The following is a 21,546-nucleotide window of genomic DNA, read 5'->3' on the forward strand; positions in this document are numbered from 1 at the left end:
GCACTATGATTGATATTAAAAAATTTGATGGCATCAAAAAAACGAGTGCTAAATCATTTAATAACCAAAAAGCGTTAATAAAAAAAGTTATGGCGGGAAGTGTTATTACTTGCGAAACCTGCGGTACGCCAATAAAGCTTGTATTACCTGAGCAATCTAAAACACCAGGGCTATATTGTACTAAAGGCTGTACCGATATTGCTTTAGATTTTGAGCTTTAGTTATACCCGTAACCTTCAAGATTCTGAAATACGCACCTTGATTGATAATGGGGATATTATATCAGTCAAACATCTTCAAATTATATTTTGACGTGCCAACTAAATTATAATAAATAACCTGAACTTGGGCTAAAATAAGCATGTCAATGCTATAATTTTTGAGTGAATCAAGGCTTATAGCATTGATAATAAAATATGTGTTTATCTCGAGTTCAGGTTAAATATTTTATTCTTCTACCAATGTAACCATTATATCATCAACATAAAAGTCAACAGCTATATCATTTGCTTCAACATAAATTGCAGCAGAATTTTCTGTAGTTGTTATTGTATGCGTGTAAGTACCTGATAGTTTCACCCAATTACCTGCACTTACTGTTGTAAGAGTAGTAAGTTCAAGGTAGTCAGTCTTTTCAGTTATAGTCCCATCGGTATCTACATCGTGTTTTATTTCTAGAGTTAGCTTCATTCCAGGTGTATGAGTACTCGTATCATCAGATAACTTTACCCATGCAGAAACGCTATAAGTTTCATTAGCCGTGAATAAGCCCTTAACATCTTTTTGTATACCTTGCCAAGTAGCCGTACGTCCTACAACTAAAGCGCTATTATTACCAGCGTGTACTTCGGTAGTTTCTAAACTTACTGTTGCATCACCACGGGCTAACCATGAACCAAGTCCAGCTTCAAAGTTACCATTTGTTAACAATTCGTTTGAAGCATCCGGAGTTTCAACTTCTCCAAAGTACTCTACTAATGCATCAGCGAAACCTTGTAATGCTGGTTTTGGTGTATAGTCATTGAAGAATAATAATGGCCATTCGGTAGTAGGTTCAGGCCAGGTTTGTAACCAGCTATCTCCATCAATTACTCCCCAAATAGTGATGCCACCACGTTGATCTTCAGGAACTACATCTAGGTATGCTTCAACAATATCATGATAATACTGCTTTTGTTCATCAGCTCTTTCACTTGTAAGGTAAGTTAATTTTGCTCCACCTTCATTGTTCATACGAACATCCAGCTCAGTTATTTTTACTTTTAGACCAAGATCTACGACTTTCTGTAGCTGTGCTCTTATTGTTGTAATATTAGGACTGTTAACTGAAATATGAGACTGGAAACCTATGCCATCAATCGGTACGCCATCAGCTTGAAAATCAGTAACCATATCAATAACAGCATCTAATTTAGTAGCATTCCAGATCAGGTTGTAATCGTTGTAGTATAAGTCAGCATCTGGATCTGCTGCTCTTGCTGCTGTAAATGCTCTTGGTATAAATTCAGTACCAATGTTTTCGTACCAAACAGATGCATCGGCGCCATCAGTAGTCGTTTTTGCACCACGGTATTCACCATTTTCCATAAAGGCTTCATTAACAACATCCCAGCTAGTCACTGTATCGTTATCACCTTCTTCTTCAAAATGAGTGGCTATTTGTGTTACATGATTTTCCATCATGGTTATCCAGTCAGCTTTCTCACCTTCGAAACTTTGCATCCAACCCGCTATTTGTGAATGCCATACAAAAACATGACCGTGTACAGTGAGTGAATTGTCTTTAGCATAGTTAACAAGTTCATCGGCATCATCATAGAAAAACTCGCCTTGAGTTGGTTGTAAATAGGTAGGCTTCATAATGTTTTCAGCAGATAACTGATTAAAGTGTAGTTCAATAACCGTTTGCACTTCAGGTCTGTCGATTATGCTGTTAGCAAAACCACCCGCTGGAACCGCTACACCAATGTTAAAATCAGGCGATATTACTTTTAAACTGTGTGCTGTAACTGCGCTGTATTCTACATCCGGAATTTCTTCAACCGGTGCATCAGGTAGTAGAATGCCTGAAAATTCATCTAGGTATATAGACTTGCCAATATTCTCTTCTTTTGAAAAATGAATAGCTAATCTAATCAAGGAGTCTGCTTCAGCAGTAGCCGCTGTTAGCGTGATTTTTTGCCACTCACCTGTTAGCGTTTCTTTTATTAGAGCGAGTTGACCATAGGCAGGAGCTGGTGTTTGAACCCAAAAGTCAGCACTTGCTCCTTCTTCACCTTTAACCCAAACACTAAATTCGTATACTTTACCCCCAACAACAGGAATATCTTCATAAGCTGCTTCAATTGCCCATGGGTTTGCCCCTAAAGCCTCGACAACAACTTCAATTGCCTTTGTTCCTTTATAACTATTAACACCTTCTGTTGACTCGATTACTTCAATGGTAGAAATAGCACCGTCTTCTTGAGAAGGTCTTAACACCCAGTTGCCTAATGGTGACATTTGGCCGGCAGAATCTTCTTCAAATCCACCATTAGTTATGTCAGCCATTTCTGGTTCTTCTGGTACTTCAGGTGTTTCTGGCACTTCAGGTGTTTCAGGAGTCTCTGGAACCTCCGGAGTTTCTGGCACTTTAGGATCTGTATCACTCCCCATACATGCAGTTAATAGAGACATAATGGTCACTATTCCTGCCACTTTAACTAAGGTTTTATTCATTTTTATATTTTCCTATGTTTAAAAGAAGAAAAAATGAGTCTGCGTACTAAAAGCCATCGAGACTTTATTCTAAGGCTTACTTTTATTTATATTGTGTTAAGCCTAGAAATACTTTTATAAAACCAAGTAAATCGGTATTAAAAAAAGTTAGCGTTATCATTTGTTCTTGAGCACTATTACATGTGTATTTTGTTTATGTCAATATGGTTTTTATTTAATGTAGATCAATGTTATTGGTGTTTTATTGTTTATCTCTTTGTGTGGTAAAGGTTTATGGTCATTTTTACATTATCTGAGGTATGCAAGATATTTTGATTTGTTTGTTAGCGTTATCATTTAAAAAGGGGGCTGGGACGTTGCAGGCATAAATAGATTGATGAAAATTTTGATGATTGTTTAAGCGGGATTTGTCTTTCTATCTCGAAGAGATTTTTGTATTAACATTGTTGAAATTAGAGTGGGTAATAAAAAAGGGCACAAAATGCACCCTTTACTTTATATAAGAATTTGTATTACAACGTACCGGTATTTAACCAATAAATTTACGAGCGTTACGGAACATTCTTACCCATGGCGAATCTTCTTGCCATTCGTCAGGGTGCCATGAGTTGGCTACGGTTCTAAATACACGTTCAGGATGTGGCATCATAATCGTTACACGACCATCAGTTGTTGTAAGAGATGTAATACCATCTGGTGAGCCGTTAGGGTTTGCAGGGTATGTTTCAGTTACTTGACCGTAGTTGTCTACATAACGAATAGATACAGTGCCTGATTGGTTAGCTGCATCGATTGCTTCGTCTGAACTAAACTCTGTTCTACCTTCACCGTGAGAAACAGCGATCGGCATTCTTGAACCTTCCATGCCTTTAAAGAAGATTGAAGGGCTTTCTTGAATCTCAACTAGGCTGAAACGTGCTTCGAAACGCTCTGATTTGTTTTGCACAAAACGTGGCCATGCTTCAGAGCCTGGGATAATTTCTTTAAGGTTAGATAACATCTGACAACCATTACACACACCTAAACTGAATGTGTCTTCACGGTGGAAGAATGTTTTAAACATTTCACGTGCGTTAGCGTTGAATAAAATTGATTTTGCCCAACCTTCACCAGCACCTAAAACATCACCGTAAGAGAAACCACCACAAGCGACTAAACCGTTAAAGTCAGCTAAGTCAGTTCTACCTGCTAAAATGTCAGACATATGAACATCAATAGCTACAAAACCAGCACGGTCAAATGAAGCAGCCATCTCAACATGAGAGTTAACACCTTGCTCACGTAAAATAGCAATCTTAGGGTTGGTGTTATTAATAGCATCTTTCGCGATTAAGTCTGCAACAATATCTTCATTAATATCAAACGTTAGCTCAGCGTTTAAGCCTGGATCTTCAGTATCAAATTTAACGTCATGTTCTTGCTGAGCACATTCAGGGTTATCACGTAGTGACTGCATCTTGAATGTGGTTTGTGCCCAAAGTGTACGGTAGTAAGTACGAGTGTTAGCTAATACTTCTTCACCATTACGAGTAAAGCGAATGGTATCTTCATTGTTCAAAGTACCAATAGCGTTACAACAATCGGCAATATTATGCTCTGCAAATACAGCGTAAACTGCGTCTAAATCACTTTCGCGTACTTGAATGACTGCACCTAACTCTTCGTTAAATAGTATTTCTAAGTCACTACCTTTCAGTGTAGATAAGTCGATATCTACACCGGTGTGACCAGCAAATGCCATTTCAGCAACAGTGGTAAATAAACCGCCGTCAGATCTATCGTGATAAGCGATTAATTTTTGTTGAGCTACTAATGCTTGAATAGCATTAAAAAAGCCTTTTAATGCTTCTGGGTTATCTACATCTGGTGTTTCAGTACCAAGTTGTTTATAAACTTGTGCTAAACATGAACCACCTAAACGATTTTTACCTTGCGATAAATCAATTGCGATAAGGGCTGTTTCACCTAAATCAGTACGTAATTGTGGGGTTACTGTTTTACGAATATCTTCAACAACACCAAAGGCTGTAATAATTAGAGATAAAGGTGAAGTAACCGACATTTGTTCGCCGTTCTCTTCCCCTTCTTTTGTCCAAGTGGTTTTCATCGACATTGAGTCTTTCCCCACTGGAATTGTTAATCCTAATGCCGGACATAACTCTTCACCAATGGCTTTAACTGCTTCGTATAAACCAGCATCTTCACCAGGGTGACCCGCTGGTGACATCCAGTTTGCAGAAAGTTTAATACGGTTTAAATCGCCTATATCAGCACAAGCAATGTTAGTTAACGATTCAGCTACAGCTAAACGAGCAGACGCTCCAAAGTTTAATAAAGCAACGGGTGTACGTTCACCTAACGACATAGCTTCACCGTGGTAAGAATCAAGAGCAGATGCAGTTACACCACAGTCAGCTACTGGTACTTGCCAAGGACCAACCATTTGATCTCTGTTAACCATACCGGTTACCGATCTATCACCAATGGTAATAAGGAAAGTTTTTTCAGCAACCGTTGGTAACGTTAAAATACGCTGTGCTGCATCTTCAAGAGTAATATTATCTAATGCGAGTTCGTCACCAGCAGCAGTGGCTGATTTAACATCTCTAATAATTTTAGGGGTTTTACCTAAAAGTACGTCTAGTGGTAAATCGATAGGAGTTTTTAAGTTATCAACATCAGCAAAGTGTGAGTCAGTAACCGTTAAATGTTCTTCTTCTGTTGCTCTACCTACTACGGCAAATGGCGCACGTTCACGTTCACAAATTTTTGTAAATTGCTCTAACTGCTCATCAGAAACGGCTAATACATAACGTTCTTGTGATTCATTACACCAAATTTCATGAGGTGCCATACTGCGTTCGTCGTTTGGTACATTACGTAATTCAAATACACCGCCACGACCACCATCAGAAACTAATTCAGGAAATGCGTTAGATAAACCACCCGCGCCAACATCATGAATAAATAAAATTGGGTTTGCATCACCTAACTGCCAACATTTATCGATGACTTCTTGGCAGCGACGTTCCATTTCTGGGTTTTCACGTTGAACTGAAGCAAAGTCTAAGTTTTCAGCTGACTGACCTGAAGCCATTGAAGAAGCAGCACCACCACCTAAACCAATGTTCATTGCTGGACCACCTAACGCGATTAAGTTAGCACCAACAACAATGTCACCTTTTTGTACATGTTCATCACGAATATTACCTAAACCACCGGCAAGCATAATAGGTTTGTGATAACCACGAACTTCTTTACCGTTAAAAGAATTAACTTCTTCTTCGTAAGTACGGAAGTAACCTAAAATAGCAGGGCGACCAAATTCGTTGTTAAATGCAGCACCACCTAATGGTCCTTCAAGCATAATGTCTAATGCAGAAACGATACGCGATGGTTTACCAAAATCTGTTTCCCAAGGCTGTTCAAAGTTAGGAATACGTAAGTTTGAAACTGAAAAACCCACTAAACCCGCTTTCGGTTTTGAACCAACACCGGTAGCACCTTCATCACGAATTTCACCACCACTACCCGTAGCTGCACCTGGGTATGGAGAAATAGCGGTAGGGTGGTTGTGCGTTTCAACCTTCATTAAAATTTGAATGTCTTCATGGTTATAACCATATTCATTCGTTACTGGGTTAGGGAAGAAGCGTCCGCCTTTATTACCCACCATAACCGCAGCGTTATCTTTATAAGCGCTTAGTACGTAATCAGCATTAAGTTCGTGAGTATTACGGATCATTTTGAACAATGATTTTGGCTGTTTTACGCCATCGATTGTCCAATCTGCATTGAATATTTTATGACGACAATGTTCAGAGTTTGCTTGAGCAAACATGTAAAGTTCGATGTCGTTAGGATTACGACCTAATTTAGTAAAGTTTTCAAATAAGTAATTAACTTCATCTTCAGCAAGCGCTAAACCTAAGTTAATGTTTGCAGCAACTAATGCACCTTTACCGCCGTTCATTATATCGATTGATGTTAACTCACCTGGCTCAGCTGATGCGAAAAGTGAAGTTGCTTGACTCATTTCTGAAAATACAGCTTCCATCATACGATCATGAATTAAGTTATTTAACTGAGCTTGTTGTTCGTTTGATAATTCTTCAGTTTGAATGTAGTAAGCAATACCACGTTCTAAGCGAATAACTTTGTTTAAACCACAGTTATGTGCGATATCTGTTGATTTAGATGACCACGGTGAAATAGTGCCCGGACGAGGTGTAATTAATACAAAATCACCTGCGGGTTCATGTGTTTCAATAGTTGGCCCGTATTTAAGCAGCTGTTGTAAAACGTGCGACTCTTCGCTAGTAAGTTCTTCAGATATATGAGCAAAGTGAGTGTATTCTGCATAAATATCAGTAACAGGAAGTGATAGCTCAGCACATTGGATAAGTAATTTTTTTACTTTAAATTCAGAGAGTGCAGGAGCCCCGCGAAGGGTTTTCATCAACATCGACATAGTCTATTTCACCGGGTTAGATTAATAAGGAAAAAAGCGCGCGTAGTATATACCTAATTCATTTTAAGATACAGCAATCAGTGTGACTTTAACGGTGAAAATCTTCTACTTATTCATGCTTAACTTGTTTGAAAATAAATATAGAAAATACATGCTTATTTTTTAATATAATCAAAAGGTAAAGTTAATTATATAGGGATTAAATTAAAAAGTTCTTTGCGAAATAGAGTAAATAACGACACAATAAGCGTTATGAACAACATACTACGAAAACTTTCAGATAATATATTATATACAATAAAGTTTATTTTATTGTTAGGTGTTTTTATATCTGGATGCCAACCTGTTAATCAAGTTTCTGGTCTGCAAAGAATTATAGATCGTGGCTACGTGACGGTAGGTACTTTATACGGACCTACTAGTTATTACATTGAAGCTGAAGGGCCAACAGGTTTTGAATACGAACTTGCTAAAACTTATGCTGATTATTTAGGCGTGAAGCTTGTTGTGGTACCTGCCTATCATATAGATGACTTATTCCCTAAATTAGACTCTGGCGACGTTGATTTTTTAGCAGCAGGGTTAGCAGTAACGTCTAAACGTTTAGAGCAATATAGTGTCGCACCAACTTACGATAAAGTTAGCCAAAAACTTGTTTTTAAACAAGGGAAAGAAAGACCTAGAAGATTAGATGCCCTTAACGGAAAATTGGTTGTAACTGCTAGAACCAGCCATGCAGAAAATTTAGCTAAATTAAAACGCAGTAATAATGACTTAGTATGGGAAGAAAGCTCTGAGCTTGATGCTGAAGAACTTTTATTAAAAGTATTAGAAGAAGAAATCGATTATACGGTTATAGACAGTAATGCGCTTGCAATCAGTCGTCGATATTATCCAGAAATAAGTATTGGATTTACTATAAAAGAAGAAGAGCAATTAGCTTGGCTAGTAAATAAACAAAATGATACCTCTATATTATCTAGCTTAGTTGAATTTTTTGGACAAGTTCATCATGACGGTTCTTTGTTGGCTTTAGATGATAAATATTATGGTCATATTGAACAGTTCAATTATGTTGATACGCGTATGTTTATCAAAGCGATTGAAGAAAAATTACCAAAATATCAACCTATATTTGAAAAATATGGTCAAGAGGTTGATTGGAAGTTGTTAGCAGCAATAAGCTATCAAGAGTCTCATTGGAATCCTAACGCTCGTTCGCATACCGGCGTTAGGGGGATGATGATGTTAACTTTACCCACCGCCAAGCAAATGGGGATTAAAAGTCGACTTGACGTAGAACAAAGTATTAGTGGCGGTGCCAAGTACATTAAGCGTATGATTGAAAAAATGCCTGAACGTATTCCATATCCTGATCGTTTATGGTTTGCTCTAGCTTCATATAATGTTGGTTTTGGTCATTTAAATGATGCGCGCATTATTACTCAACGACAAGGTGGAGACCCCGATCGTTGGGTAGAAGTAAAATCCCGCTTACCTTTATTAAAACAAAAGAAATATTATAAAAAAACCAAGTATGGGTACGCGCGTGGCGATGAGCCTGTAAATTACGTTGAGAACATTCGACGTTATTACGATACGTTAGAATGGATGGATCAACAAAGTATTGATGAAGAAGATGTTATTGTTGAAGATGCACCTATTGAAGCTTTATCTGTAGAGCCTAAAGAAGCAACATCTCTTGAAAATGATGAAAAAACTGAATATTCCCCTTTAGCTGAACCTGTTAGCTCTTAAATTTACCTCCGAATATAAATAAATTGTTTGTTGTCATATTTTATTCATATTATATAAGCATAATGATATTTAAAAAGGAGATACGTAATGTCATTTAATACAAGAAAACGTTTAGTTAGCTGCCAAAGAAGAAGACAGTTAAATCGTCAAAAAAGTAAAACAATGGGTCGACGTCAGTCACAATTTATACAAGAAACTATTTTGTTAGAAGAAAAGAGTAATTAATTACAACAACTAATTGAATATTTTTAAGGATAAAAATAGATCTATTTATTCATGCAATGGCTATAATTTTTTAGTCTATTATTAAGAATATTGTTTTTTGTGGTAAAAGTAGTGGATAATGCGCCTCCTTAAATGTGGAGATTATCATGCGGTATGCACTAGGTATTGAATACGACGGCAGTAAATACTGTGGTTGGCAACGCCAAAATAATGGTATTGGTGTTCAGCAAAGGGTTGAAGAAGCTTTATCTAAAATAGCTAACGAACCTATCGAAGTTATTTGTGCTGGGCGAACCGATACAGGCGTTAATGCAACGAATCAAGTTGTTCATTTTGATACTGATCAAATTCGTAAAGACGTTGCGTGGACGCTTGGCGTTAATACACACCTTCCTTCCGATATAGCGATTTCTTGGGTTAAACCTGTAAGTGATGAATTTCATGCTAGGTTTAGTGCAACAGCCAGACGTTATCGCTATGTTATTTATAATTCAAGATTACGTTCCGCTATTCTTAGTCATGGCATTAGTTTTTGTCATCAGCCATTAGATGAAAATTTGATGCATCAAGCTGCCCAGTTATTATTAGGGCGTCATGATTTTACTTCTTATAGAACGGTTCATTGTCAATCTCACTCTGCTATAAGAACTTTATATCACTGTAATGTAAGTCGTTTTAATAATTATCTCGTTATAGATGTAAAAGGTAATGCTTTTTTACATCATATGGTGAGAAACATTGCTGGTTCATTAATGGAAGTAGGACAAGGTGATCGTCCAGTTTCATGGATCAAGGAAGTACTAGAGGCCAAAAATAGATGTGTTGCTGGAATGACAGCAGCTTCTGCTGGACTCTATTTTGTTGATGTTGATTATCCTGAAGAGTTTGATATTCCGAAGCGAGATTTAGGACCACTGTTTTTAACTTAAAGAAAAAACTACGCGAATAGCGTAACTTTTAGTATTAAAAATAGTGTAAAATATGTTTTAATTATGGGTTATATTAGATTATTACTATGTGTTTGATTGTTTTGATGGTTTTTTAATCGTTTCAATCATCTTCCCTTATGCAATAGGCAAAATTTAAATTATGAGCTGGATAGAAAAAATTCTCCCAAAAGCCAAATCTAAGGCTACACAAAAACGCGGTGTTCCAGAAGGTGTTTGGAGCAAATGTACTGAATGTAATGCGGTACTATACAAAGTTGAACTAGATCGCCAAATGTCGGTTTGTCCTAAATGTGACCACCATATGCGTATCAGTGCGAGAAAACGTATTGATGGATTTTTAGATCCGGATGGTAGAATTGAGCTAGGCGAAGAGTTTGAAGCACAAGATATTTTAAAGTTTAAAGACTCTAAAAAATACAAAGATCGTATCAGTGCAGCACAAAAAGCTACAGGCGAAAAAGATGCTTTAGTTGTGATGAAAGGTGAGCTAATGGGCGCCCCAATTGTTGTAGCTGCATTTGAGTTTGCCTTTTTAGGTGGTTCAATGGCGTCAGTTGTTGGAGCTCGTTTTGTTAAAGGCGTTGAATATTGTTTAGAGCATAACTTACCGTTTGTTTGTTTTTCAGCAAGTGGCGGAGCACGTATGCAAGAAGCCTTATTCTCATTGATGCAAATGGCAAAAACAAGTGCTGCCTTAGCTAAAATGAGCGAAAAAGGTTTACCATATGTGTCAGTACTTACTGACCCTACAATGGGTGGAGTATCAGCTAGTTTAGCTATGTTAGGTGATATTAACGTTGCTGAACCTAAAGCATTAATTGGTTTTGCTGGTCCGCGTGTTATTGAACAAACTGTACGTGAAAAACTACCTGAAGGCTTTCAACGCAGCGAGTTTTTGAAAGAAAAAGGTGCTATTGATTTAATTGTAGATCGCAGAGAAATGCGCTCTACATTAGCGCGTATGTTAGCTAAGTTTATGGGGTATGATAGCCCTAAAGCTTCTTAGGTAAGACTTTTACTAAGTTTTTTAGCAAGGTTTAGTATTTTTACATGACAAAAAATTTATCAAGCCACTCATTAGGGTCATCCCTTGATGAGTGGCTTTCTTATATTGAAAGTATTCATTTTACCGAAATTGATATGGGATTAACCCGTATTAAACAAGTAGCTGAACGCTTATCTATTGATTTAACTTCTTCCAAAGTTATTACCGTGGCAGGAACCAACGGTAAAGGTACTACGTGCGCCTTTATAGAAAACTATTTATCAAGCGAGGAATACTCTGTCGCAGTATATTCTTCACCTCATATTGAAAAATTTAATGAAAGATTGCGTCTAAATAAAATAGATGTAGAAGATCAGCTGTTAATCAACGCATTTTATAAAATTGAGCAAGCACGCTTAGATATTTCATTAAGCTATTATGAGTATACAACTTTAGCCGCTCTTATCGTTGTTAGTGAACTAAAGCCTAATTACCTTATTTTAGAAGTGGGGTTAGGGGGGCGATTAGATGCAACAAATATTGTTGATTGTGATGTAGCTGTTGTAACAACTGTTGATCTTGATCATCAAGCCTTTTTAGGAGATACCAGAGAAAAAATTGGTTTTGAAAAAGCGGGTATCATGCGTGAAAACACATATGCCGTTGTTGGCGATCTTGCTCCCCCTCAATCAGTGTTAAAATATGCAGAAACTATAAATGCAAAATTATTATGTAGAGAACAGCACTTTTCTTTAATCCAGCACGAAAAAAATTGGTCTTTTTCATTAAATCATAAAATTTATGAAAAGCTCAATGTACCTTATATTCCAATTGACAACGTAGCAACAGCGCTTACTGTACTCTCTTTGTTAGAAGTACCTATTAGTAGTGCTAAAATTAATACGGTGATTAACTTAACTAAAGTGGCTGGACGTACTGAACTTTTTGTTAAAAATTGTGATGTATTACTTGATGTGGGCCATAATCCACAAGCAGCAAGGTATTTAGCTAACTACCTAAAAAATATGAATTATAATAAAATATTTGCTGTAGTTGGAATGTTAGCAGACAAAGATATTACTAACGCATTGTCACCTTTAATTGAATATGTAGACGCTTGGTATTTAGGTAGTTTACATGTCAACAGAGGTGCTAAGGCGCAACAGTTATCAGAAAAATTAAACGTTTTGAATGAGTCGGTTAATTGCTTTGACAATGTGACTCAAGCCTTTAAAATGGCTAGTTCTGTAGCGGGAGCAAAAGATCTTATCCTAGTATATGGATCATTCTACACTGTAGCAGAAATAAGGCGACTACTTGTTTAGCGGTAAGTTATTTAGTGGTAAAGTTGTTTAGTAGTAAAGCTTAAATTATAAGCTAATATTAGGAGTTTAGTTTGTCTACACCTTTTCAAAACCGAATAGTTGGAACTGTTATTGTTGCGGCTGTAGCGATTATATTTTTACCTGATTTCCTTGATGGAAACAAAAAGAAATACAATGCTGAGTTTGAAAATATCCCTCAAGCACCTAAAATTGAACTTAATACTGAAATTAAGTCTTTCCCTAGTGATAAATTAAAAAGTATTGAACCTAAAGAAGAAGAGGTAGTTGAAGTAGAGCAAGATAATATACTTCAACTCGCTTCAGATGAAAGTAACACGAGTGCCTCTAAAGAAAAGGTTACTGAACAATCGTCTGTTGCATCTTCTGATACTGTTAAAATTAATTCATTAGAAAAACCCGCATCATTAGGCGCAGATACAACTCAAAAAGCTGAACCCGATAGTAAAAATACCACTAGGGTAAGCCTACCTGAAAAAATTAACGTGAAAGAAACTTGGGTCATTCAATTAGGAAGTTTTAGACATAAAAAGAATGTATCAGAGCTTATAGAAAAATTAAAATATCATGGCTACACAACATTCACACGGCCAATAAAAACTAAAAATGGTACGTTAACTAAAGTGTTTGTAGGGCCTGATATCAATAAAGCTTCTTTGGAAAGTAAAATAAAACCACTTAAAACATTAACCCATGTAGAAGGTAAAGTTACACGCTTTTATCCTACTAAATAATAAAAATAATAGCTTTAATTGGTTAGCATCTGGTAGAATGCGCGCCTCTAATCAATGAGAACATTCAAATGATGATTTGGGTAGATTATGCCATATTGGCAATAATAGGCATTTCAACACTAGTAAGTTTAGTACGTGGCTTTGTTAAAGAAGCGATTTCAGTTGTAATTTGGATCGGCGCCTTTTTTATCGCGAGTACTTTTTATAGTGACTTAGCGGTCTTCTTTACAAATATCTCAGATCAATTCCTTCGAAATGCAGCGGCAATTACCGTACTGTTTGTTTCTACTCTTATTATAGGTGCGTTAGTTAATTATATTATTGGGCAACTTGTTAATAAAACAGGTCTTTCTGGTACGGATCGCGTATTAGGTTTAGCTTTTGGTGCACTACGAGGTGTATTAATTGTTAGTGCTATATTATTTCTATTAGATGCATTTACACCTGCGCCATCAACCGTATGGTGGCAGAACTCATTGCTTATCCCCGAATTTAAATTGATTGTTGTTTGGTTTTTTGAATACCTTAAACAGTCATCTAGTTTTTTAATACAATCTTAGGTCTGCGGAGAATAATTTCATGTGTGGTATTGTTGGCATAGTTGGTAAAAGTAACGTAAGTCAATTAATCTATGACGGATTAACAGTGCTTCAACACCGAGGTCAAGATGCGGCAGGTATCGTCACCATTAGTGATAATACCTTTAGAATGCGTAAAGCTAATGGCTTAGTGAAAGATGTATTTCACACTCGTCATATGTTGAGGCTCCAGGGTACTATTGGTATTGGGCATATTAGATACCCAACTGCAGGTTCATCTAGCTCTTCTGAAGCACAACCTTTTTATGCTAATTCACCTTTTGGTATTTCGCTAGCGCATAACGGTAATTTAACTAACGCTGATGAGTTAAAGAAATGGCTGAATCTTAATGCTCGACGTCATGTAAATACAACGTCGGACTCTGAATTATTATTGAATATTTTGGCTCATGAGCTTCAATGTACAAGTAATTTAGAACTGACACCGGATGATTTTTTTAATGCGATTAGTAATGTACATAAACGCGTTAGAGGTGCATATGCAACGGTGGCGCTAATTATAGGGCATGGAATGATAGCGTTTCGTGACCCAAACGGTATTCGTCCACTTGTTTTTGGTAAAAGAGAAACAGAAACAGGTTTAGAGTATATGGTAGCGTCAGAATCTGTTGCATTAGATGCTTGTGGTTATGAGTTTGTAAGAGATGTTGCTCCAGGTGAAGCGATTTATTTTACAGAGTCAGGTGAATTATATAGCCAGCAATGTGCTGAAGCTCCGCAATATTGTCCATGTATATTTGAATACGTTTATTTTGCTCGTCCAGATTCGACTATCGATAAGATATCAGTTTATGCGTCACGAATTGAAATGGGTAAAAAATTAGGCGAGAAAATAGCCAAAGAATGGGAGGATTTAGACATAGATGTTGTTATTCCTATTCCTGAAACTTCATGTGATACTGCGCTAGAAATAGCTCATCAGTTAAATGTTCCATATCGCCAAGGCTTTGTAAAGAATAGATATATTGGCCGTACTTTTATTATGCCTGGACAAGAGCAACGGAAAAAATCTGTTCGTCAAAAACTGAATGCCATTGGCGCAGAGTTTAAAAATAAAAATGTTCTATTAGTTGATGACTCAATTGTTCGAGGCACAACATCTGGTCAAATAATTGAAATGGCTAGAGCTTCAGGAGCTAAGAAGGTTTACTTTGCCTCAGCGGCACCAGAAGTGCGTTTTCCTAATGTTTATGGTATTGATATGCCAAGTGCTAATGAGCTAATTGCACATGGCCGTGAATTAGATGATATTTGTGATTTAATTGGTGCCGATAAACTTATATTCCAATCAATTGAAGACTTAGTTTCTGCAGTAAATGTAGCGAACCCTGAAATCAAAATGTTTGATACATCAGTGTTCAATGGTCAGTATATTACTAAAGATATCAACCAATCTTATTTAGATAAGCTAGATGCATTACGAAACAATGAATCAAAAGAAAACTCAGATAGAAATGCAGAATCTATTATTGATATGTACAACGAAGGTGCTGAATAATTTGTAATTACATTCGTTCTATTTGATTGGATAAATATTTAAAGCATAGAAAAAAGGCACCTTAGGTGCCTTTTTTCTGTTTGGTTTTCATTTTTAATTAAATATATGTAAAAACTCAGGCCCTAAACCTACACCAAAAAGAATGATCATTGCGGCTAATAAACCTACCAGTAATACTAAGCCACAAGTTACAACAGAGCTTGCATATATAAAGCCTTCTTCTTCAGGAATATTCATCATAATAGGGACACCTGAATATAAAAGATAAACTGAATAAGACATTGCGGCAATACAAGCGAGTACCACAAACCAAAGAACAGGGTAAAGCGCTACAATACCGACCATAAGCAAAGGTGTTGCTGTATACGCAGCAAGCTCTAAAGATTGCGTAAAATCGGGTGACGAATCAAAAGTTCTAGCCATCCAGTGAATTAAATAAGCCAATGCCGCTACACCAATTATTAACGTTAAATAAAAAATTACGGTCATAACAATAGCGTTGGTGTTTGTTAGCTTTATTGGTTCCCCTACTCCAATTGTCCAGCCAATATGAGCCGCTGCAAAGTAACCGCAGATTGCAGGAATTAAAGCGATGGTACAAATGTGAACTAAGCTATAAAGTAAGCTTTCGTGGCGTTTCTCGATTACTTGCCATTCTTCTTTAGGGTGGGTATACAAGCCCCATATATGATTTAATATCATTGTAATCTCCTTCCACGTTTCCGAACAAAGGACAACATAACGCAATGTCGGTTAGTTTTGTTTAAATTATTATCTAGTTATTATTATTAAGTCTTACATATCTATTTATGTAAGATAGTCGTTCAAAGGTCAAGAAATGTTAATAAAATAATCAAAAAAGAGTGGTTTTATCGTCAATTAATCTAAAAATGATAGAGGTTATTACTTTTTAACTGATTTTTATTCGAACAATATTCATGACTTCTATTTCAAATCCTGCAACTTTTTCGTTAGATACGTAATAGGTAACATTAACTCTATTATTCACTAAAGATTTATAGAGTTTCTTACGTTTATATTTAAAAGGAACGTCTATATTTTCAAACATAACCGTATTAATAAACCATTCGTTTTCTTCACGTTGTACATGTGAAGTTACCTTGAGGTTATCTGTATGAATGAGTTCTTGATGTTTTTTTATTAATTTGTCACTGTCAGATTTCATTGTTAATAAGTTTGTTATACATAAATTGATATTTTCCTAGTATCTCAATAAATAGGCTTTTAAAATAGAGCAATTCATCAATATTGTTATTCACTATGACCTACTCTCATTTGTTATCACCTATTAATAATTTTTTAAACATTGAAACGCCACAAGTGTGGATTGATGAAGCAATAAAAGTTGAAAACTTAGAAGTCATATTAATAGATCATTTGATTTGTGAGTTAAAAGCCGCTCAATCAGCTATGTTTTTAATTCGTAAATATGCAGTAGATAAAAAAAGTGGTGATGCGCTACTTGAGTGGTTACAGCCATTTGAGCAGTTTATTTATAAAAGAGAGGGTAATTGGCGCGACCTTGCTGTTAAAAATAAACTTACAAAATCGGTTATTCCTAAATCTGATTCACCTTATGGACAAGATTTAATTGATAAAATGGTGTTATTGATAAAAGAAGAGCTTCACCATTTTTATCAAGTATTAGAAATGATGGATCATTACGGTATTGAATATAAAAGCATAACACCATCTCGTTACGCTAAAGGTATGTTGAAACACGTTAAAACACATGAGCCAGATACGCTAATTGATAAGTTGATTTGTGGGGCATATATTGAAGCTAGATCGTGTGAGCGCTTTGCTAAACTAGCTCCTTACGTAGATAAACGATTAGGAGATTTTTATATTTCTCTTTTAAGATCTGAAGCACGCCACTATCAAGATTATTTAGAATTGGCCCAGTCAATATCTCCGGTAGATATCACTGCAAAGGTTGAGTATTTTGGAAAAGTTGAAGCTGATTTGATATCTAGCCCTGATACTGATTTTAAGTTTCATAGTGGAATATCTAGTATAAAAACTACGTAATTATTTAAAAATAGTATTCAATAGTGTTTTTGTTGTAGGGGTAACTTTTAACCAAGCACCTTGTTCATACCAATCACCTAACACTATTCTTTGAGCTGGGTTATTATTCGCTATTAATTCATGTATGTTGGGTCGATGGGTGTGACCATGGATCATTAATTGGCAGTTGTATTCTTCTAAATCTTTAATAACTTCAGATTCAGTTACATCCATAATATCAAGTGACTTTGTTTGTTGTGCTTGTTTACTTTTTTCTCTGTAATTATCAGCAATTTTCTTTCTTAACCATAACGGTAGGCTTTTCATAAAACCTTGCCACCACCAACTACGCGATTTTTTTCTAAATTTTTGATAATCAACATCACGCGTACAAAGTGTATCGCCATGCATAAGTAAAACTTTTTCGTTATAGAGATCGATTAGTTGTTTTTCAGGTAATAGGATCATATTAGCTTGTTTGGCGTAATGTTTACCTAATAAGAAATCTCTATTGCCGTGAATAAAATAAACTTCTGTGCCTGTTGCTGTTAAGGTTTGTATGGCTTTTATAACTGCATCGGTTAGTTCTGTTTTGTAGTCGTCACCAAACCAAACTTCGAATAAATCACCTAAAATATAGAGCTTTTCGGCTTTTATCGCGTCATTCTTCATAAACGACAAAAAACAGGCCGTAATATCAGGCCTGTTTTCCGCTAAATGTAAGTCAGCTATAAAGTAGATGATTTGTTCTTTATTGTTTATCACTAAAAATTTGAATCCAAATATTTAATTTAAGCTGCTTTCTTAAGCTTCAATAACTGTTTCAGTAATAATGATTTCTTCTTTTGGTACATCGTCGTGATGGCCTAAACGACCTGTATCAACTAACGTCATTTTGTCTACAATGTCCATACCTTCAACTACTTCACCAAATACACAGTAACCCCAGCCTTGAACTGTTTCACTTTTAAAATCTAAAAATGTGTTATCAACCAAGTTAATAAAAAACTGAGCAGAAGCTGAATGAGGATCTTGTGTACGTGCCATAGCAAGTGTGCCACGCGTGTTACTTACGCCATTGTTTGCTTCATTTTTAATGCTTTCACTTGTGTTTTTTTCTTCTAAACCAGACGAAAAACCACCGCCTTGTGCCATAAAGCCTTTAATTACACGGTGAAAAATAGTGCCGTTGTAAAAGCCATCTTCAGCATATTGTTGGAAGTTTTTAGCTGTAACAGGTGCTTTATCAAAGTCTAATTTAATTTTGATATCACCTAATGTTGTTTTAAAAGTAATCACTATATGTTCTCTCTATTTAATACGATATTTATAATGTGGAGATTGTAACGTAAGAATTCAAACATTTCTTCTCTAAAATCTAACCATCTGATGATTCAAAAGAAATGTTGATGTACACTTACGCTTCGATTTTTTGTTAAAATACAATAAACCTAATTTAATTAGCGCCCCTAAAGTTTTTCAGGGCAATACAGGAAACTAGAAAAGTTATGCTGCAAATTTTTAATACTCTTAGCCGAAAAAAAGAAATATTTAAACCTATTACTGAAGGTAAGGTTGGCTTGTATGTTTGTGGTATTACCATTTATGATCGTTGCCATATTGGCCATGCGAGAACGTATGTAGCCTTTGATATTATTGCGCGTTATTTAAAATATTCAGGTTATGAACTTACTCATGTGCGTAATATTACTGACGTTGACGATAAAATTATTAAACGTGCGCTAGAGAATAACGAAAGTTGTGAGTCGTTAACTCAACGTATGACAGCTCAAATGTATCAAGACTTTGATGATTTAAATATTATGAGACCTGATATTGCACCAACCGTAACAGGACACATGCCTGAAATTATTGATCTTGTTGCTACATTAATAGAAAAAGATCACGCGTATGTTGCTTCAAATGGCGATGTAATGTTTGAAGTAAGCACATACAACGATTACGGCAAGCTGAGTATGCAAAACCTTGATATGCTGCAAGCGGGTTCTCGGGTTGATATTGATGAAGCTAAAAGAAGCCCATTAGATTTTGTTTTATGGAAAATGGCAAAACCAGATGAACCAAGCTGGGATTCACCTTGGGGTAAAGGTCGTCCTGGTTGGCATATTGAATGTTCTGCGATGAACCAAAAGCATTTAGGTAAGCATTTTGACATTCATGGTGGTGGCTCTGATTTACAATTCCCCCATCATGAAAATGAAATAGCTCAGTCGTGTTGTGCGAATAATACACCTTATGTTAATTACTGGATGCATGGTGGTATGGTGCAAATTAACAAAGAGAAAATGTCTAAATCGTTAAATAACTTTTTCACATTACGTAGTGTTTTAGATGAATATGATGCAGAAACAGTAAGATTCTTTTTAACGTCGAGTCATTACCGTAGCCAGTTAAATTATTCTCAAGATAACCTAACACAAGCAAGAGCTAGCTTAGAACGACTGTATACTGCGTTACGTGATGTAACTCCTGTACCGGTTGAACTAACTGGCAACGAGTATGTAAATCGTTTTGAGAAAGCCATGAACGATGACTTTAATTGCCCTGAAGCTATGCCGGTTATCTTTGAATTATCTAAAGAGATTAACCGCATAAAAGATCAAGATGCAAACAAAGCAGGGGAGCTAGCTTATATTCTTATTGAACTAGGTAAAGTGTTAGGTATTGCACAAAGCTCACCAGAAGAGTTCTTTAAAGGTAGTGTTGCAAATGATTCTGAAGCTGAAGAAATTGAAGCGTTAATTAAACAACGTAATGAAGCGCGTGCTAATAAAGATTGGGCGATGGCTGATGATGCCAGAGATAAACTGAAAGCGATGAATGTTATTCTTGAAGATTCAGCTGGAAAAACTACATGGCGTAAAGCTTAGTTTTTAATGCTTTAATCTTTATATTTATAGAATTAAATCCAATAAAAAAGTCAGCTAACTAGCTGACTTTTCGGTTTTAAATACTTAATACTTAATACTTGAAATTAATTATTAGCTTCGCAAGCTAACAAAGTGTTTTCAATTAAGCTTGCTACCGTCATTGGTCCAACACCACCAGGCACAGGAGTAATGAATGATGCTTTATTTTTCGCAACTTCAAATCCTACATCACCGACTAGTGAGCCATTTTCTAAACGGTTAATGCCCACATCGATCACTATAGCGTCTTCTTTAATCCATTCACCCGGAATAAATTCAGGTTTACCCACAGCCACCACTAACAAATCAGCCCCTCTTACTTTAGATTCTAAATCTTTTGTAAAGCGGTGTGTTGTTGTAACTGTACAACCAGCAAGTAGTAGCTCTAAACTCATAGGTCTACCAACGATATTGGAAGCACCTACAACAACAGCATCTAAACCATGAGTTTTGATCTTGGTGGTTGATATCAATTCCATAATACCTTTAGGAGTACAAGGACGAAGACCTGGCTGGCGCAATACTAATTTACCTACGTTAGAAGGATGAAAACCATCAACATCTTTATTAGGGTTAATATGTTCAATAACTAAATTCGAATCTAAATGTGCAGGAAGTGGTAGCTGAACTAAAATACCATCGATTGTATTATCTAAATTTAGCTCATCAATTAATGCAAGGAGCTCACTTTCAGATGTTGATGATTCTAAATCGTAAGATTTAGATATAAAGCCTACTTCTTCACATGCTCTGCGTTTACTTCCAACATAAACTTCAGAAGCAGGATCTGATCCAACTAATATAACGGCAAGGCCGGGAACTCGTAATCCATTTTGTATACGCTGATCAACTTTACGTTTTACAGATGTTCTAATTTGCTGGGCAATTTCTTTGCCATTGATTAATGATGCTGTCATTTTACTTCTATATATTTATGATGGATGAAAAACGCTAGCATTTTCTCATAATTTTAAGTGTAATTGTATAAGGATTTTATATAAATAAAATTATGGGGATTAAATAATGAAATTAAGACTATTAACTGATATTTCAACATTATTGAGTTGATAATTATACAAGATGATGTAAAAGTAACCGAACGCGTTTTTTTTTATAAAAAATGTTTGACGCGACCCAGTCAACTAGGTAATATCCGCCCCCGTTGAAAGCAAGTAATGTTTTTAGCAATGTCGGTGATTAGCGCAGCTTGGTAGCGCACTTGGTTTGGGTCCAAGGGGTCGCAAGTTCGAATCTTGCATCACCGACCACTTTTAATTTTTAATTAAAAGTTTAGTTCTGTAGGC

Annotated in this window: 18 protein-coding genes and 1 tRNA gene; 12 read left to right on the plus strand and 7 right to left on the minus strand. The window is 36.0% G+C overall.

Going from position 1 to position 21,546, the window contains the following annotated elements:
• Positions 1-5 precede the first annotated feature (5 nt).
• Positions 6-221, plus strand: coding sequence for a hypothetical protein (locus tag ACM9HF_RS19215; protein ID WP_473613157.1), 216 nt, complete (start codon positions 6-8; stop codon positions 219-221).
• Between the two features lie 226 nt (positions 222-447).
• Here ACM9HF_RS19215 and ACM9HF_RS19220 read toward each other — a convergent pair whose 3' ends face one another.
• Together ACM9HF_RS19220 and purL are read right to left on the minus strand one after the other, a co-directional pair.
• Positions 448-2,718, minus strand: coding sequence for an endo-1,4-beta-xylanase (locus ACM9HF_RS19220; RefSeq protein WP_473613158.1), 2,271 nt, complete (start codon positions 2,716-2,718; stop codon positions 448-450).
• A gap of 529 nt (positions 2,719-3,247) precedes the next feature.
• Positions 3,248-7,177: a phosphoribosylformylglycinamidine synthase gene (gene purL / locus ACM9HF_RS19225; RefSeq protein WP_473618336.1), complete on the minus strand. Its 3,930-nt coding sequence runs from the start codon at positions 7,175-7,177 to the stop codon at positions 3,248-3,250.
• 264 nt (positions 7,178-7,441) lie between these two features.
• Here purL and mltF point away from each other — a divergent pair, with 264 nt between their 5' ends.
• The 8 genes from mltF to purF all read left to right on the plus strand — a co-directional run bounded on the left by mltF (position 7,442) and on the right by purF (position 15,281).
• On the plus strand, positions 7,442-8,947 hold the full coding sequence (gene mltF / locus ACM9HF_RS19230; protein WP_473613159.1) for a membrane-bound lytic murein transglycosylase MltF: 1,506 nt from the start codon (positions 7,442-7,444) through the stop codon (positions 8,945-8,947).
• Between the two features lie 87 nt (positions 8,948-9,034).
• A complete protein-coding gene (locus ACM9HF_RS19235; protein WP_473613160.1) occupies positions 9,035-9,172 on the plus strand; it encodes a hypothetical protein in 138 nt (45 codons plus the stop codon).
• Between the two features lie 146 nt (positions 9,173-9,318).
• Complete coding sequence (gene truA, locus ACM9HF_RS19240; protein WP_473613161.1) at positions 9,319-10,101, plus strand: tRNA pseudouridine(38-40) synthase TruA; 783 nt, start codon at positions 9,319-9,321, stop codon at positions 10,099-10,101.
• 160 nt (positions 10,102-10,261) lie between these two features.
• A complete protein-coding gene (gene accD, locus ACM9HF_RS19245; RefSeq protein ID WP_473613162.1) occupies positions 10,262-11,128 on the plus strand; it encodes an acetyl-CoA carboxylase, carboxyltransferase subunit beta in 867 nt (288 codons plus the stop codon).
• Between the two features lie 44 nt (positions 11,129-11,172).
• Positions 11,173-12,432, plus strand: a complete 1,260-nt coding sequence (gene folC, locus ACM9HF_RS19250; RefSeq protein WP_473613163.1) for a bifunctional tetrahydrofolate synthase/dihydrofolate synthase — start codon at positions 11,173-11,175, stop codon at positions 12,430-12,432.
• Between the two features lie 71 nt (positions 12,433-12,503).
• Positions 12,504-13,184 carry an SPOR domain-containing protein gene (locus tag ACM9HF_RS19255; protein ID WP_473613164.1) on the plus strand — a complete coding sequence of 227 codons (681 nt, stop codon included), beginning with the start codon at positions 12,504-12,506 and terminating at the stop codon, positions 13,182-13,184.
• Between the two features lie 71 nt (positions 13,185-13,255).
• On the plus strand, positions 13,256-13,744 hold the full coding sequence (locus tag ACM9HF_RS19260) for a CvpA family protein (protein ID WP_473618337.1): 489 nt from the start codon (positions 13,256-13,258) through the stop codon (positions 13,742-13,744).
• A 19-nt stretch (positions 13,745-13,763) separates the two neighbouring features.
• Positions 13,764-15,281, plus strand: a complete 1,518-nt coding sequence (purF, locus tag ACM9HF_RS19265; protein WP_473613165.1) for an amidophosphoribosyltransferase — start codon at positions 13,764-13,766, stop codon at positions 15,279-15,281.
• A 93-nt stretch (positions 15,282-15,374) separates the two neighbouring features.
• On the opposite strand, the gene ACM9HF_RS19270 is transcribed toward purF, so the two are convergent.
• Both ACM9HF_RS19270 and ACM9HF_RS19275 read right to left on the minus strand, forming a co-directional pair.
• A complete protein-coding gene (locus tag ACM9HF_RS19270) occupies positions 15,375-15,983 on the minus strand; it encodes a Yip1 family protein (RefSeq protein WP_473613166.1) in 609 nt (202 codons plus the stop codon).
• A gap of 208 nt (positions 15,984-16,191) precedes the next feature.
• A complete protein-coding gene (locus tag ACM9HF_RS19275) occupies positions 16,192-16,467 on the minus strand; it encodes a hypothetical protein (protein ID WP_473613167.1) in 276 nt (91 codons plus the stop codon).
• A 95-nt stretch (positions 16,468-16,562) separates the two neighbouring features.
• Between ACM9HF_RS19275 and miaE the strand changes: the two genes are divergently transcribed.
• Positions 16,563-17,333, plus strand: coding sequence for a tRNA isopentenyl-2-thiomethyl-A-37 hydroxylase MiaE (gene miaE / locus ACM9HF_RS19280; protein ID WP_473613168.1), 771 nt, complete (start codon positions 16,563-16,565; stop codon positions 17,331-17,333).
• On the opposite strand, the gene lpxH is transcribed toward miaE, so the two are convergent.
• Both lpxH and ACM9HF_RS19290 read right to left on the minus strand, forming a co-directional pair.
• A complete protein-coding gene (lpxH, locus tag ACM9HF_RS19285; protein WP_473613169.1) occupies positions 17,334-18,077 on the minus strand; it encodes a UDP-2,3-diacylglucosamine diphosphatase in 744 nt (247 codons plus the stop codon). It lies immediately after the preceding gene.
• Between the two features lie 39 nt (positions 18,078-18,116).
• On the minus strand, positions 18,117-18,611 hold the full coding sequence (locus tag ACM9HF_RS19290) for a peptidylprolyl isomerase (RefSeq protein WP_473613170.1): 495 nt from the start codon (positions 18,609-18,611) through the stop codon (positions 18,117-18,119).
• Positions 18,612-18,820: 209 nt separating this feature from the next.
• On the opposite strand from ACM9HF_RS19290, the gene cysS reads away from it, so the two are divergent.
• Complete coding sequence (gene cysS / locus ACM9HF_RS19295) at positions 18,821-20,203, plus strand: cysteine--tRNA ligase (protein WP_473613171.1); 1,383 nt, start codon at positions 18,821-18,823, stop codon at positions 20,201-20,203.
• A gap of 104 nt (positions 20,204-20,307) precedes the next feature.
• Here cysS and folD read toward each other — a convergent pair whose 3' ends face one another.
• Entirely contained in the window at positions 20,308-21,159 is an 852-nt protein-coding gene (gene folD, locus ACM9HF_RS19300) for a bifunctional methylenetetrahydrofolate dehydrogenase/methenyltetrahydrofolate cyclohydrolase FolD (protein ID WP_473613172.1), read from the minus strand.
• Between the two features lie 274 nt (positions 21,160-21,433).
• On the opposite strand from folD, the gene ACM9HF_RS19305 reads away from it, so the two are divergent.
• Positions 21,434-21,510: transfer RNA gene (locus tag ACM9HF_RS19305), tRNA-Pro, on the plus strand.
• The last annotated feature ends 36 nt before the right edge of the window (positions 21,511-21,546 follow it).

It is taken from the genome of Colwellia sp. RE-S-Sl-9, from assembly GCF_048296855.1.
Lineage (GTDB): Bacteria > Pseudomonadota > Gammaproteobacteria > Enterobacterales > Alteromonadaceae > Pseudocolwellia.